This is a genomic window from Flintibacter hominis (assembly GCF_014287965.1).
Lineage (GTDB): Bacteria > Bacillota > Clostridia > Oscillospirales > Oscillospiraceae > Lawsonibacter > Lawsonibacter aceti.
Map to the genome: position 1 here is coordinate 223,759 of NZ_JACOPO010000001.1, position 14,205 is coordinate 237,963.

The 14,205-nt window shown below is 58.9% G+C and carries 14 protein-coding genes; 5 read left to right on the plus strand and 9 right to left on the minus strand.

Going from position 1 to position 14,205, the window contains the following annotated elements:
• Nucleotides 1-305 precede the first annotated feature (305 nt).
• Complete coding sequence (locus H8S11_RS01125) at nt 306-1,733, plus strand: MATE family efflux transporter (RefSeq protein ID WP_147571629.1); 1,428 nt, start codon at nt 306-308, stop codon at nt 1,731-1,733.
• A 52-nt stretch (nt 1,734-1,785) separates the two neighbouring features.
• On the opposite strand, the gene H8S11_RS01130 is transcribed toward H8S11_RS01125, so the two are convergent.
• The 8 genes from H8S11_RS01130 to H8S11_RS01165 all read right to left on the minus strand — a co-directional run bounded on the left by H8S11_RS01130 (nt 1,786) and on the right by H8S11_RS01165 (nt 8,403).
• Nucleotides 1,786-2,349, minus strand: coding sequence for a rhomboid family intramembrane serine protease (locus H8S11_RS01130; protein WP_147571628.1), 564 nt, complete (start codon nt 2,347-2,349; stop codon nt 1,786-1,788).
• Nucleotides 2,349-3,521, minus strand: a complete 1,173-nt coding sequence (locus H8S11_RS01135; protein ID WP_147571627.1) for a phosphoglycerate dehydrogenase — start codon at nt 3,519-3,521, stop codon at nt 2,349-2,351. The genes H8S11_RS01130 and H8S11_RS01135 overlap by 1 nt, the downstream gene beginning before the upstream one ends.
• Nucleotides 3,522-3,530: 9 nt before the next feature.
• Nucleotides 3,531-3,725, minus strand: coding sequence for a hypothetical protein (locus H8S11_RS01140; protein WP_147571626.1), 195 nt, complete (start codon nt 3,723-3,725; stop codon nt 3,531-3,533).
• 26 nt (nt 3,726-3,751) lie between these two features.
• On the minus strand, nt 3,752-4,837 hold the full coding sequence (serC, locus tag H8S11_RS01145) for a 3-phosphoserine/phosphohydroxythreonine transaminase (protein ID WP_147571625.1): 1,086 nt from the start codon (nt 4,835-4,837) through the stop codon (nt 3,752-3,754).
• A 133-nt stretch (nt 4,838-4,970) separates the two neighbouring features.
• Nucleotides 4,971-6,425 (minus strand): MerR family transcriptional regulator, encoded by a 1,455-nt coding sequence (locus tag H8S11_RS01150; protein WP_186851902.1) that lies wholly within the window; start codon nt 6,423-6,425, stop codon nt 4,971-4,973.
• A 188-nt stretch (nt 6,426-6,613) separates the two neighbouring features.
• A complete protein-coding gene (locus H8S11_RS01155; protein WP_147571623.1) occupies nt 6,614-6,880 on the minus strand; it encodes a pro-sigmaK processing inhibitor BofA family protein in 267 nt (88 codons plus the stop codon).
• Nucleotides 6,877-7,107, minus strand: coding sequence for a DUF2508 family protein (locus H8S11_RS01160; RefSeq protein WP_147571622.1), 231 nt, complete (start codon nt 7,105-7,107; stop codon nt 6,877-6,879). The genes H8S11_RS01155 and H8S11_RS01160 overlap by 4 nt, the downstream gene beginning before the upstream one ends.
• 135 nt (nt 7,108-7,242) lie before the next feature.
• Nucleotides 7,243-8,403: an S-layer homology domain-containing protein gene (locus H8S11_RS01165; protein ID WP_186851903.1), complete on the minus strand. Its 1,161-nt coding sequence runs from the start codon at nt 8,401-8,403 to the stop codon at nt 7,243-7,245.
• A 189-nt stretch (nt 8,404-8,592) separates the two neighbouring features.
• Between H8S11_RS01165 and bioB the strand changes: the two genes are divergently transcribed.
• From bioB to H8S11_RS01185, 4 genes are all read left to right on the plus strand, one after another.
• Nucleotides 8,593-9,549, plus strand: a complete 957-nt coding sequence (bioB, locus tag H8S11_RS01170; protein ID WP_147571620.1) for a biotin synthase BioB — start codon at nt 8,593-8,595, stop codon at nt 9,547-9,549.
• A 15-nt stretch (nt 9,550-9,564) separates the two neighbouring features.
• Nucleotides 9,565-10,119, plus strand: a complete 555-nt coding sequence (locus H8S11_RS01175; protein WP_147571619.1) for a biotin transporter BioY — start codon at nt 9,565-9,567, stop codon at nt 10,117-10,119.
• 153 nt (nt 10,120-10,272) lie between these two features.
• Entirely contained in the window at nt 10,273-10,854 is a 582-nt protein-coding gene (locus H8S11_RS01180; protein WP_147571618.1) for an RNA polymerase sigma factor, read from the plus strand.
• Nucleotides 10,851-12,530: a PepSY domain-containing protein gene (locus H8S11_RS01185; protein WP_186851904.1), complete on the plus strand. Its 1,680-nt coding sequence runs from the start codon at nt 10,851-10,853 to the stop codon at nt 12,528-12,530. Before H8S11_RS01180 ends, H8S11_RS01185 begins: the two co-directional genes overlap by 4 nt.
• A 48-nt stretch (nt 12,531-12,578) precedes the next feature.
• Here the strand turns inward: H8S11_RS01185 and H8S11_RS01190 are convergent, their stop codons facing one another.
• Nucleotides 12,579-13,979: an MATE family efflux transporter gene (locus tag H8S11_RS01190; protein WP_186851905.1), complete on the minus strand. Its 1,401-nt coding sequence runs from the start codon at nt 13,977-13,979 to the stop codon at nt 12,579-12,581.
• Nucleotides 13,980-14,205 lie beyond the last annotated feature (226 nt).

Below are 14,205 nucleotides of genomic sequence, written 5' to 3' on the forward strand. Positions count from 1 at the left end.
GTACCAGGTCCAGCGCCCGCCCTCTGACGCACTGTTATTTTGTGTTTTCTGTATATATACTACATATACAATATAACAATAGAAAGCTGTTGTCAATAGGGCGGGTAAAAAATTTTTTGGCAGTGGTATGGCGGAAGGCGGAGCATGGGAGACATCCGGCCTCCGCCATTAAGCATTTTGGCCAGTTTTCTGGAAAAAAAGCGGGAAATGCTATGGTTTTGCCTAATTTACAAGGAGAGAGGCCGGTGCTATAATTGCCAGCGCCTAGAGAAGACTTAGAAAAAGTGTGTGGAGAGGCGAAGAACGTGAAACTGGAAAATGATCTGGGCCGCGATCCCATCCGAAAGCTGGTCCTGAATATTGCGATTCCCAGTATGCTGGCCCAATTTGTCAGTGTGCTGTACAGCATTGTGGACCGCATCTACATCGGGAATATCCCGGAGATCGGCAACCTGGCCCTGGCGGGGGCCGGCGTCTGTGGTCCCGTGGTCACCATGATCGGCTCCGTGGCCTTTTTGGTAGGGGTCGGCGGTTCCCCCCTGATGTCCATTCGAATGGGCGAGGGTAACCTGGCCCAGGCCAGAAAGATACTGGCAAACTGCTTTCTCCTGCTTAACGTGCTGGCGGTGCTCCTGATGGCCGGTGCCCTGTTGACCAGGCGGCCTCTGCTCCTGCTTTTCGGAGCCAGTGAGACCACCCTGCCCTATGCTCTGGACTATTACACCTACTACCTGTTCGGCACGGTATTCGCCTTGCTGGCCAACGGAATGAACCAGTTTGTCATCTGCCAGGGCTTTGCCAAGAAGGGGATGCAGTCGGTGATGCTTGGGGCGGTGCTCAACATCGCCCTGGACCCAGTGTTCATCTTTGGGCTGAACATGGGGGTACGTGGAGCGGCCATCGCCACTGTAATCAGCCAACTGGGCAGCTGCCTGTTTGTCCTCCATTTTCTCTTTGGCCCTGTACCCCAGGTGCGCATCACCTTCGGGGGATACAGCCGGAAGATCATCTCCAGGGTCCTGCTCACTGGGCTGGCTCCCTTCCTCATCATTGCGCTGGACAATGTGATGATTATCGCGCTGAACGCTGTTCTCCAGAACTACGGCGGACCGGAGCAGGGAGATATGCTGGTAGCCGCCGCTACCATCGCCCAGTCCTTCATGCTCATTATCACCATGCCCATGGCGGGGATCACCGGCTCTACCGGCTCCATTCTGGGCTATAACTTTGGGGCTGGCCGCCCCGACCGCATTCTGGAGGCCCAGAAGTACATCCTGGCCCTCTGTCTGGCCTTTACCACCGTGCTGTTCCTGGTGGGCCAGTTCCTGTGCGCCCCCTTTACCCACATTTTCACTCCCGACCTCCAGGTGTCCGCTCTGGCGGTCCAGGCCATCAAGATATGCACCATTGGCCTCATCCCACTGGCCTTCCAGTACACCTTGATCGACGGGTTCACCGGCATGGGGATGATGCAGTGGTCTCTGCCCCTGTCTCTGCTCCGCAAGGGCGTGTACTTCACCGCCCTGTTCCTGCTGCCGGCAGTCTTCGGCGCTACCGCCGCTTTCTTCGCGGAGACGGTGTCCGACCTGTTTCCGCCCCTGGTCACCATGGTGGTCTACTGGAAGCGGCGGAACTGGATTATCCAGGAGGCGGCTAGCCACCGCCGTCTGGAGAGTGACGCCCAGACCGCAGTGCAGCAGCCAGCGGCATTGGGTCAGGCTCAGGCCATATAAAAAGAAGCTCTCTGTCAAACCTATCTGACAGAGAGCTTTTTTATGGATATCGTTATGGCCTCCGGCTCATGGCAAAGCCTAGGCAGGCCCCGCACAGCCCGCCCACCACATGGGTGAGCTGGGATACGTTGTCCCGGAGGGTGATGGCGTCAACCACCTCGCCTCCCAAATAGAGGACGGCCACCAGAATAAGGGTCAGAGGGATAGCCCCCGCCCGCATACCGGACAGGGAGGAGAGCAGGATCAGCATGAATACGATGCCGCTGGCCCCAAGCAGAGCTGTCTTAGGAAAACACAAAAACTGGACCAGCCCGGAGATAAGGGCCGTGACCAGGATGCACAGGAGCAGGCGGCGGGAGCCGTACTTTTCCTCCAGGGGAGGGCCCACCACCAGCAGGAGCATCATGTTGCTCAAGTAGTGGGCATAGCCGGAATGGCCCAGCACATGGCCCACCAGACGCACATAGGTCAGGGGGTCAGACAGGGGAGAACGATAGACACAGAACAGATGCAGGGTGGTCCAGCCACCGGTGGCCCACCCCAGGGCCAGAGCGCCGAGGGAGAGGAGAGCAAAGGTGAGGACCACCGGGGAGTTGTACTGGATATGGGGCCGCATCAGTGGTTCAGCACCCGGACACGGATCATATTGGGGATGGCCCGCAGCTCATCCGCCACTTCGTCAGTCAGCCGGGTGTTCACATCTACGATGGTGTAGGCATAGTCCTTTCTGGACTTATTCGTCATGTTTTCCACGTTGATGCGGTCGTCAGAAAGGGTGGACATGATCTGGGTCAGCATGGCGGGCACGTTCTTATGGATCAGGCACAGCCGGGCGATGCCGCTCCACTCCTGTGACACGTTGGGCAGGTTCACCGAGTTGGTGATGTTGCCGTTAACCAGATAATCCTGGAGTTGGCGGGCGGCCATGACAGCGCAGTTCTCCTCGCTCTCTGGGGTGGAAGCCCCCAGGTGGGGCAGGGCGATGACGTTCTTTACCGTGGTAATCCGCTCGTCCGGGAAGTCTGTGACATATTTGGCGACCCGGCCGGATTCCAGGGCGGCGATCATATCCTCGTCATTGACCAGGCCGCCGCGGGCCAGATTGAGGACGCGCACCTGGCCCTTCATTTTGGAAATGGCCTCGGCGTTGATAAAGTCCTTGGTGTTGTTGTTATAGGGGACGTGAATGGTGATGTAGTCAGACACCCGGTACAACTCATTCACGTCCTTGACCACATGGACATGGCGGTCCAGCCGGAGGGCCGCGTCCACAGATAGGAAGGGGTCATAGCCGTATACATCCATCCCCAGGTCCAGGGCGATGTTGCACACCAGGGCGCCGATGGCGCCCAAGCCGATAACGCCCAGGGTCTTGCGGTAGAGCTCTGGCCCCACAAAGGCGGATTTGCCCTTCTCCACAGCGGCGGCCACATCCACCTTAGGGGTGTGGGCCTGCTCCTGGACCCAGTCCGCCCCTCCCAGAATATCCCGGGAGGCGATGAGCATGGCGGCGATGACCAGCTCTTTCACCGCGTTGGCGTTTGCGCCGGGGGTGTTGAACACCACGATGCCGTTCTCGGAGCAGCGGTCGATGGGGATGTTATTGGTCCCGGCGCCCGCCCGGGCGATGGCCCGGAGGGCGGGGGGGAAGGAATAGTCCTGCATGGGGGCGGAGCGGACCAGGATGCCATCCTCGTTCTCCACTTCCGTTCCAATCTGGAAGCGGCTTTTGTCCAGCTGGTCCAGCCCGGCGGAAGAGATTTTGTTCAAAGTCTTAATACGGTACATACGATCACCTTATTTTATGTTATAGGAGCGGCCATGTCGGCCGCGTCGGTCCTTCCGGTCAAACGCCTGGATAAAATCGCACAGCTTTTCAACGCCCTCCACAGGCTTGGCGTTGTGGTTGGCGCAAAGTTCGCTTCGCTCGGGACGCTCTGGCAGGTATTCCTCGCTGCGATTCCTTGCGCCTCCTCTCCCCATGGGACCCACTGCGCGGGGCTCCTATGGGGGCCCCGTCAGTTCGCTTTATCGAAGGCCTTGATAAAGTCGCAGAGCTTTTCCACGCCTTCGACGGGCATAGCGTTATAGATAGAAGCCCGCATCCCGCCGGTCTTCCGGTGGCCCTTCAGATTGACAAAGCCGGCCTGGGCCGCCTGGGAAACGAACTTGGCGTCCAGTTCCTCGCTGCCGGTGCGGAAGGTGACGTTCATGCCGGAGCGGGAGCCCTTTTCCCCGTGACACCGGAACAGCTTGGAGTTGTCCAGCGTGTCATAGAGCATATTGGCCCGCTGCCACTTCAGCTTCTCCATACCGGCCAGTCCGCCGTTCTCCTCCACCCAGTCCAGAGTGAGGCCCAGCATATAGATGCACCAGCAGGGGGGGGTATTGTACATGGAATCCTTGTCGATCATGGTCTTGTAGTTCATGATAAGGGGGGTATAGGGCAACTCATGCCCGGCTAACTCCTCCTTGATGATGACCACAGTGAGGCCGGCAGGGGCCATGTTTTTCTGTGCCCCAGCATAGATAAGGCCGAATTTGGATACATCCACCGGCATGGACAGGATGTCGGAGGACATATCACACACCAGGGGCACGCTGCCGGTGTCAGGGACATATTGCCACTCGGTGCCATAAATGGTGTTGTTGGCGCAGTAGTAAAAATAGCTGGCCTCTGGGTCCAGCTTCAACTGGCTCTGGGCGGGGATGTAGCTGTGGTCCCGGTCCTCGCTGGAGGCGGCCAGATGGATCTGGCCGTACTTCTGGGCTTCCTTGTAAGCCAGGTTGGAGAAGTTGCCGGTGACGGCGTAGTCGGCCTTTCCCGTCTTTCCAATGAGGTTCAAGGGGATCATGGAGAACTGGCCGGAGGCGCCTGTCTGGAGAAACAGGATCTTATATCCCTGGGGGACGTTCATGATCCGGCGCAGTTTCTCCTGGGTCTCCTCAAAGATCTGGATGAAAACTTTTGACCGGTGACTCATCTCCATCACAGACATACCGGACCCCCGGTAGTTGGTGATTTCTGACCCGGCGCGCTCCAGTGCGGACAGTGGAAGCATAGACGGGCCGGCGGAGAAGTTGTAAACACGCTGGTCGCTCATTTGAAGAGCCCCTTTCCTATAAAAAATTGCCCCGCTCCGCAGAAGGGACCGGGGCAACTTTTAATTATAGACAACTGAAAAGGGAGTGTCAATGGCTGAACAGGGAAAAGGGGCCAGGAAACGATCTCTTTTCTTAGATTTGCCGAATGGAGAAGTCATATCGGACATACTGCTCCTGGCCCGGCAGGGAAACCAGCTGGCCCTTGTGGCTGTCATACCCCTTCAATTCTAGCTCCAGGGTGAGCTGCCAGCCGTCCACAGTCCAGCTCTGGGTGCCGGGACGGGGTTCCTTCAGGGCGGACAGCACCGGTTTCAGGGAGGGGTGGGCCAGCAGTTCGCCGTGACCCAGCAGGGCGTTCACCGTGTGCCATACCTGAGTGGTGGAAAGGGAACGGACGCCGCCCTGCTCCCGGTTCTCCATGGAGAAGGACAGACCGGTGACCGCCCCCTGCCGGCTTTGGATGTCCATATCCAGAGGGCCGGAGCCAAACAGAAAGATGGGGAAGCTGTTTGGGTCCGTCTGGAGCCAGGAGCCGTCTGGCTGGAGCATATAGCCGGGCTCCTCGGGGGCGGAGGCAAAGGTGGCTAGATGGTTGTAGTTGGCGGCAAATTCCTCCGGGGTCAGGGCGCCATGGTGCCGGGGGATAGCGGCAAACAGAGCGGCGCCCATAAGGAGGGCCACACAGAGCGCGTAGATGCCCGGATAGGCTGCCGCGCGGCGTCCGGAGCGGGGCTGATCCCAGAAGCCCTGAGTGCCGTCGGTACCGTCGGACCAGGCCTCGTCCTCCAGGGCCCAGGGCTGCTCCCGCCCCTTTTTGCAGCGGACGTAGCCCAGGATCAGAGTCACAAGAGGGATGAGGGCGAGAATGGAAAGCGTGATGGTCAGACCCAGCCCCATAATGATTACCGACAAGGTCCGCCGAAAGCCCTCCTGGAGGGAGAGATAGCTGCCGTCTGACCGGGTGAGCTTCAGCCGGAAAAGGGCCTTGCCTGGGGTGGTCCCCCAGCGGTGGAGGAACAGGGGCTCCAGCGCCGCCATAAGGGTCAGGGTGGCCGCCGTATCCAGCAGATCCCCCAAAGGGCCCCGCCAGAGGATGTTGATCCGAAAGACCAGAGCAAGCAGTACGCTCCACAGAGTGCCATACAGCAGCAGGTCCAGGGAACGTGCGAAATACCGCCGCCAGGGGATGCGGAAGCGGATGTCGGCCACCTCATCCGCTGGGGTGGAAGGGGCCCAGGAGAGATAGCGGGCCGGGTCCATGGAGGACCAGTCCGCCCGGTCCTCCCGCAGCTTCTGGCATAGGGCCTTGGCCTGCTCCAGCTCGGCGTATCTGCCCTCCAGCTGGGCCAGCCTCTGCTCCAGGAGCTGATCCAGGGATCGTTCTCCCGCTTGGAGGGACCGGATGTCCTCCAGGGAGCAGTCCAGCTTCCGCAGCAGCTTGATTTTCAGCAGAGTCTGACAGTCCTCCTGGGAGTAGTCCCGATAACCGTTTTCCCCACGGCTTGGGGCGATCAGGCCCTGGGACTCATAGAACCGGATATTGGCCCGAGGCAGCCCGGTGCGGTCTTCTATTTCTTTGATGGTCATAGCTGTCTCCTTCCTGAAAATGAATGGCTTAGATGGGACCAGTGTAAAGTATGAAGTCCCTTTACAGTCAAGAGAAAAAGAAGAATATAATCAATTATATAAATATTTTCTGAAAACGACAAGAACTGCCGCCCAGAAAAGCCGGGCGGCAGTGTGAAAGGCGGCTATATAAAGCCTGGTCAAGCCATCTATTTTAGCACCCACTGGAGCATCAGCAGCAGGCCGAAGCCAGGTACGCCCAGCAGCCCCAGCACCAGGGCATTGACCAGGTTGACCCCCAAAGTCACGCCCAATGCCTGACCAACCTGGGAAAACAGGGCCAGGGCGGCCAGTCCCACTGAGGAGCGCAGAATCAGACGGATCAGCTGGGCCACAGGGCGGCGGAGGATCAACAGGGCGGTGCAGACCAGCAGTCCGGCCAGCCCCCAGGCTGCGAATCCCGGCAATCCTGTCATGAAACCCCCTCCAGCTGCTTGACCCGGCGCAGCAGGTAGTTGTACCGCGCCTGGAGGGCATTGATCTCAAAAACATAGGACTCGATGAGGTCCCCGTCGCTGGCTGTATTAAACCCCCCATAGGCCTGATTGATGAGGGTGCGGGTATGGGCCAAGGAGGCCACCAGCTCCTGCCGCTCCAACTCCTGTGCGCTATCACACCGGCGGCGGGACAGAGAAAACGCCATATAGCCACGCTCCTTTCATTTCTTCCTGTGGACCATTGTATGGATAGTTTGGACAAATATTCCAGCCTTTAACCACACAGGGAAAAAAGAGCACGGACCCGGCCGGAAAACCGGCCAGGTCCGTTATGGGAAAGGTCAAAGCTCCAGGAGATCCTGACAGAAGCGATACAGAGCCACAGCCAGTTCCGCACGGGTGACGCCCTGTCCGGGATGGAGGGAACCATCCTCATAACCGGACAGCAGCTGATGGTCCACAGCCCAGCCCAGGGCCACCCGTGCCCAGGAGGAGGTAGAGGGACCGTCGGTAAACAGCGCCAAAGACTGCCCACCCTCCATCTGGAGCCCGGTCCTGCGGGCGTATTGGTACAGGATCAGAGCTAACTGCTCCCGGCTGAGTACCTGGTTCGGGCCAAACCGCTGGTCGCCTACACCGGACATGACTCCCTCCTGGGCGCACCAGCAGGCGGCGTCAAGGAACCAATCTCCGGAGGAAACGTCGGTGAAGGAAACTTCCCGCCCTTCTTCAGAGCCGCCCAAGCGCCACAGAATCTGGGCCAGTTGGGCCCGTGTGACCGTGCCCTGGGGGGAGAAGGAGTCCTCGCCGGTGCCGGAGAAAAAGCCCTGGGCCAGACCATATTCCACAGCCTCGTAGTACCAGGAGCCAACGGGCACATCGGAGGGGATGATCACCGACTGGAACAGCTGGAGGTAATAGTGGAGCGTCTGGGGCTCGCCCCCGCCGGCAGGAACATAGGAAAGGGAGAGCAGGTAGATCAGATGGTCCGGGTCCACATCCTCCTGACCTGCCGCCAGCCGGCCTTGGAGGACAGCCTGCCCCCGGCTGGCCAGCAGATCGGCGGGGAGGGCAAAGATCTGGCCCTCCTCCAGCCTGTGATCCACCCCGTCCCAGGCGGTCAGCCGGCCGTCAGCGGTGACTACGTCACAGATGGGATCATCCTGTCCATCTAACAGTTCATAGACACCATCACTGTTCGCGTCGGTCAGGTAGTCCACTGTCACCTGTACCCCGTCAGCATGGAGCTGGATATAAAAGGTGGTGTTCCCTGCGGTGCGATTAAGGGGGAAACTTCCGACTACCTGGTCGGAGGGAACAAACGTCCCGGTTTGATCTCTCTGGTAGAGCTGGATATGCAGGGGGCGCTGGGGAAAGTCCATCTCATCCCCGTCGATCAGGAAGGAGGCAAAGTCCGCTTCCGCGGCCTGAGCAGGCAGAGCCGGTCCAGCGAATAGAAGGAAGGCCAGAAACAGGCACAACCATCGGTTTTGTTTGATCATAGGAGACTCCTTTCATCCATGGAAAACACGTGAAAGAAATTATACCCAAAAGAGAATAGATTTACAAGGGCGGATGTTGTCGAAAGGCGAAATACGCAAATCGTCAACTGAAAAATTTTTTGGTTGACAGACTGCGGGGGGAGACGTATACTAAAAAATGAAAATGGTTTACAATCTGGGGGGATCAAAGTGAAAAAACTAGCTGAGGAGATCCGATCAGGCCGCCGCCTGAACCGGTCGGACGATCTGTCCCAACTCTTGACAGCGGACCTGGAAGAACTGCGGGCGGGAGCGGACACCATTCGGAGAGAGCTGTGCGGCGACCGCTTTGATTTTTGTACGATCATCAATGGCCGAAGCGGCCGGTGCGGGGAGGACTGCAAATTCTGCGCCCAATCCTGCCACCATAACACCCATGTGAAGGAGTACCCCTTCCTGCCGGAAGAGGATATTTTGGCCGAGGGAAAGCGAAACGAGGCTGCCGGCGTCCACTGGTACTCCATTGTGACGGCCGGCCGGGACCTCCACGGCCAGGAGCTGGAGCGCGGTCTGGCGGCCTACCGCCGGCTGCGGAAGGAGACGGGTCTGGCCCTGTGCGCCTCCCACGGTCTACAGACCCTGGAGGAGCTCAAGGCGCTGAAGGAGGCCGGTGTGACCCGCTTCCACGCCAATCTGGAGACCTCCCGTAGATATTTCCCCATGATATGCACCAGCCATACTTATCAGGATAAGATAGACAACATCCTCCGAGCCAAGGAGGCGGGACTTCAGGTGTGCTCCGGGGGGATCTTAGGAATGGGGGAGAGCTGGGAGGACCGCATCGATATGGCGTTGAGCCTGGCGGAGCTGGAGATAGACTCCATCCCGCTGAATCTGCTCACCCCCATCCCAGGTACTCCACTGGAGCAGGTCGAGCCGATCTCCCAGGAGGATGTGCTGCGGGCGGTGGCCCTGTTCCGGTACATAAATCCAACCGCCTGGATCCGCATGGCGGCCGGCCGGGGTCGATTTCCCGATGGGGGCGAGGCGCTGTTTCGCTCCGGGGCCAATGCCGCGATTACCGGGGATATGCTGACCACCACTGGCACCAGCGTGGCGGGAGATATGGAAATGGCTATCCGGCTTGGCTATCAATTAGAACGGTAGATAGGGAGAGAAAATATGGAAACCAAAACAAGGAATAAAGTTTATCCGCTGGCGATGACCGCGGTTATGGCTGCCGTCATCTGCGTCCTGGGCCCCCTTTCCATTCCCGTCGGGCCGGTGCCAATCTCCTTTACGAATTTTGCCATTTACATCACGCTGTATGTTCTGGGCTGGAAACGGGGTACCGTCAGCTATCTGGTCTATGTGCTCATCGGCATGGTGGGAATGCCTGTGTTCTCCGGGTACTCCGGCGGCCTGGCTAAACTGGCCGGCCCAACGGGCGGCTATATCGTCGGTTTCATCCCCATGGCGGTGATTGCCGGCCTTGTGATCGATAAATTTCGGAACCGGGGCGTACAGCTGGCCGGGATGATTGGAGCCACCGCCCTGTGCTATGCCTTTGGCACGGCCTGGTTCTGCTTCCAGGCGGAAAGCGATCTGCTGCCCGCCCTGACCATGTGCGTATTCCCCTTTATCCCCGGGGACCTGGTCAAGATGGTAGTGGCTATTGCGGTAGGACCGATGCTCCGGAACCGGCTGAAAAAAGCTGGGCTCCAGCCGGAGGGATAAAATAAAAATTGGCCAAGAGCCGCCGAAGCGGCTCTTGTTTTTTTTAGAAAAAAGGTTTAAACTCAAACGCTAGGTAGGTGTCAAAAAAACTTTTTCCACCGCGCAATAAAACGAGCGGCTTGTGCATTACTTGAATGACAGGAGAAATGGCCCATGCTGATGCTGCTTATGGCACAGACAACGAAAGGAACGGGCAAAGAGGACCGGGAGGCGCTGGACAGGCTGCTGATCGAGATAGCCGCCGGCAGCCGGGAGGCTCTGGCAGAGCTGTACCACCGTACCCGTACGGCGGTATATGGTATCACTTTGTCCTATGTGAAAAACGCCCATGACGCCCAGGATCTCACCCAGGACGCCTTTGTTCGGATCTGGGAGAAGGCGCCCCAATACCGCCCCCAGGGCTCGCCCATGGCGTGGATCCTGGCGGTGGCCCGGAACCTGGCGCTGATGGCTTTGCGGCAGAGAGAACGTCAGGCGGATCTGAGCGAGGAGGAGTGGGACGCCATTCCGGCCGAGGGTCCGGCCCTCTCCCCGGAGGAGCGGGAGCTGCTCCAGACGGCCCTGGCGGCGCTGGAGGAGCAGGAGCGGCGGATCGTGGTGCTCCACGCCGTCACTGGGCTGAAGCACCGGGAGATTGCGCAGCTGTTGGAGCTGCCTCTGGCCACGGTCCTGTCCAAATATCACAGAGCGCTGAAAAAGCTGAAAGTACGGCTGGAAGGAGATGACGCCCGATGACAGATAAGGAACTGGAACGCCGGCTGGAGCTGGCCCTGTCCGCTGCCGCCCCCGATGATCTGGAAGGGGTGCTCTCCCGCTGTGAGGCGCGGAAAGGAACCGTGATCCCTATGACGAAGAAACGTCCAAGCAGGACCATACGCAATCTGATGGCTGCCTGTCTGGCCCTGGCGCTGGTTGGCGGCGGAGGCGGCGCGTTTTATTATCAGGCAAACGCTGTGGCCTCTGTTGTTTCTCTGGATGTGAATCCAAGTATTGAGTTGAAGGTAAATAAAAGGGAGAAAGTCCTCTCCTGCACCCCCCTGAATGAGGAGGCCCGTACAGTCCTGTCCAGTATGGGGGGTGGGGCAGACCTGAAGGGGACAAAGCTGGACGTGGCGGTGAACGCCATCGTCGGTGCCCTGGTGAGCAACGGTTATCTGGACAGCATCTCCTCCGCCATCATGATCTCTGTGGAAGATAAGGACCAGGCACGGGCGGTCAAGCTCCAGCAGGAGCTGACAGGTGCCGTGGACGCAGTCCTCCAGGCCCAGGCATCCAATGCGTCTATCCTTAGCCAGACAGTGGACGCCAGTGTGGAGCTGGACCAGCAGGCGAAGGCAAATAACATCTCCACCGGAAAGGCCAGCTTGGTCAACCAGGTGATCGCGCTGAACAACGATCTAAAGTTTGAAGAGCTGGCCAAGCTCTCTGTGGAGGAGCTGAAGGACCTGGCCAAGATCGGCGCCCCCGCGATGCCGATTGGAAAAGAGGCGGCGTTCATCGCTGCGGAGGAATATGCGGGCACGATGGCGGTGAGCTCTGTGGTGGCCGATGTAGATCCTGAGTTGGACGACCGCGTACCCCACTATGAGGTGGAGCTTAAGACAGCCAGGGGAGAGTTTGAGTACCATATCGACGCTTGGACAGGAGAAGTTCTGAGCGGCCAGAAGGATATTCTGGCCAGCGGGCAGAGCGGCGATGCCGGGACGAAACCCAGCAGCGGCTCCAGTGATATTGGCCAGGAGAAGGCCAAGGAGGCGGCGCTGAAACATGCCGGCGTGTCTGAGAGCCAGGTCAGCGGTCTGCGGGTCCGGCAGGACTGGGATGATGGCCGGCTGGAATACGAAGTGGAGTTCTGGGTGGATACCACCGAGTACGACTATACTATCGCCGCCGCCGACGGCTCTGTACTGAAGCAGGAGCGGGAGACCCACCGGGCGCCGAATTACAGCGGTTCCGGCACTGGTGGCTCTGGCACCCAAGATGTGGGCGCGGAAGCGGCCAAGTCCGCCGCGCTGAAACACGCCGGTGTCAGCGAGTCCCAGGCCACCGATGTAAAGGTGAAGCAGGACTGGGACGATGGGCGGCTGGAATACGAGGTGGAGTTCTGGGTAGGCAGCACCGAATATGACTATACCATCGACGCTGTCGATGGCTCCGTGGTCGCCTATGATACGGAGAAGCACGCCAGTGCCTCCAGTACGGATATCGGCTCGGAAGCGGCTGAGTCTGCCGCCTTGGGGCACGCCGGCCTGTCCGAGAGCCAGGTCGCCGGCTTGCGGTCTGAGCGGGACTATGACGACGGCCGGCTGGAGTATGAGGTGGAATTTCGGTCCGGCGGCATGGAGTATGAGTACACCATCGACGGAGCCTCCGGAGCGATCCTGGAATACGAAAAGGACTGGGACGACTAAAAAAGAAAAGGCCCCGGCGCTCGTTGAGCGCCGGGGCCTTTTGGCGGTTTAGGGCCGGGATGGCATGGAGGCGGAGTCGTCTACCAGACGGTTGCCGCCCAAACCTACTCGGTGGTAGTAGACCAGAGTAACCACACTGCACATCAGCCAGCCAGCCGGATAACTCATGGCGATAGGAAGGACGGTGTTGGAGATGAAGTTCGCTGTGACGTACAGATAGATCTGACGGAACACCACAAAGGAAAAGAGCATGATGTACATAGGGACCTGACTCTTGCCCGCCCCCCGAAGGGCGCCGGCATAGATCTGATTGACACAGCACAGCACATAGCAGGGACCCAGGGCCCGCAGGAAGAGGGTGCCGTAAGAGACCACTTCCGGCTTATCGTTGAAAAAGGCCACCAGAGCGGGTGCGGCGCAGAACGTCACAACAGAGAGGGCTACGGTGATGCCCAAAGAGAGACAAAAGGCGGTCCGGGTGCCCTCCTTGGCCCGGTCCAGTTGGCCGGTGCCCAGATTCTGGCCCACAAAGGTGGTGGCGGCCAGGGCCAGGGACTGCATGGGCAGGAACATGATCTGATCGATCTTCGTATAAGCGGTCCAGCCGGACATGCAGTCAGCCTGGAAGAAGTTGATATAGGACTGAACGAATACGTTGGAAAAGGCGGTTATGGCCATCTGCAGGGCAGCGGGGATGCCGACGCGGGCAATCTGCTTCAAAATGAAGGGGGTAGCCCGCAGGGCCCGCCAGTCCAGCTTGACGCAGGAGCTGGTGCGGACCAGGAGCAGCAGAGTGAGCAGGGCGGAAACGCCCTGGGAGATAATGGTGGCGTAGGCCACGCCCTCTACTCCCATATGGAACACAATGACCAGCAGTAGGTCCAGGCCGATGTTGAGCACGGCCGCCGCCACCAGAAAATAGAATGGGCGCTTGGAATCACCCACCGCCCGGAGGATGCCCGCTCCCATATTGTAGAGCATCAGGCCCATCACCCCTGAGAAATAGATGGTGAGGTAGGCCGTGGCCTCTGGAAAGACATCCGCGGGCGTTTTCATCAGCCCCAGGAGGAAGGGGGTGAGCAGGATGCCGGCAGCCGTCATGATTACGCCCAGCACCAGAGTCATGACAAGGGAGGTGTGGACGGCCTGCTTGACCCGCTCCATCTGTTTGGCGCCGTAATATTGGGAGATGACCACGCCAGCCCCGCTGGCAAGGCCCATAAAAGAGCCGATGAGCATATTGACGATGGGGGTGACGGTACCCACAGCGGAGAAGGCCTCATTACTGACGAAGTTGCCCACTACCCATGTGTCTACGGTGTTGTAAAATTGCTGAAAGATGTTGCCCGCCAGAAGGGGGAGGGCGAACATGACTAAATGGTGGGCCACATTTCCCTGCGTCATGTCCACATCGCCCCTCCGCTTGGGACGGGTCCCGAGCCGATGCATTTTACTGTCACATCCTTCCAGACTGGTTTGGGGAATAGAAGGCCGCACAGAGGGAGGCTCTGTACGACCTTGTAAAAAGCAGTTGCGTTTTTTATTGTTATATTTTAGATTATAGCAATAGACATGGCAAAAGGCAAGATGGAATCGACCTTTTGCGCGAATAGATGGAAAAATAAGTATTTTTTATAGACGGGTAAAATGTTGTAACGAAAGGGCCTGACAAGGA

Coding starts and splice junctions, on each gene's coding strand:
- H8S11_RS01185 (WP_186851904.1), top strand. CDS start 10,851: ATGACAGATAAGGAACTGGAACGCCGGCTGGAGCTGGCCCTGTCCGCT.
- H8S11_RS01155 (WP_147571623.1), bottom strand. CDS start 6,880: ATGACAGGATTGCCGGGATTCGCAGCCTGGGGGCTGGCCGGACTGCTG.
- H8S11_RS01180 (WP_147571618.1), top strand. CDS start 10,273: ATGCTGATGCTGCTTATGGCACAGACAACGAAAGGAACGGGCAAAGAG.
- H8S11_RS01130 (WP_147571628.1), bottom strand. CDS start 2,349: ATGCGGCCCCATATCCAGTACAACTCCCCGGTGGTCCTCACCTTTGCT.
- H8S11_RS01165 (WP_186851903.1), bottom strand. CDS start 8,403: ATGATCAAACAAAACCGATGGTTGTGCCTGTTTCTGGCCTTCCTTCTA.
- H8S11_RS01160 (WP_147571622.1), bottom strand. CDS start 7,107: ATGGCGTTTTCTCTGTCCCGCCGCCGGTGTGATAGCGCACAGGAGTTG.
- H8S11_RS01175 (WP_147571619.1), top strand. CDS start 9,565: ATGGAAACCAAAACAAGGAATAAAGTTTATCCGCTGGCGATGACCGCG.
- serC (WP_147571625.1), bottom strand. CDS start 4,837: ATGAGCGACCAGCGTGTTTACAACTTCTCCGCCGGCCCGTCTATGCTT.
- H8S11_RS01135 (WP_147571627.1), bottom strand. CDS start 3,521: ATGTACCGTATTAAGACTTTGAACAAAATCTCTTCCGCCGGGCTGGAC.
- H8S11_RS01190 (WP_186851905.1), bottom strand. CDS start 13,979: ATGCATCGGCTCGGGACCCGTCCCAAGCGGAGGGGCGATGTGGACATG.
- H8S11_RS01150 (WP_186851902.1), bottom strand. CDS start 6,425: ATGACCATCAAAGAAATAGAAGACCGCACCGGGCTGCCTCGGGCCAAT.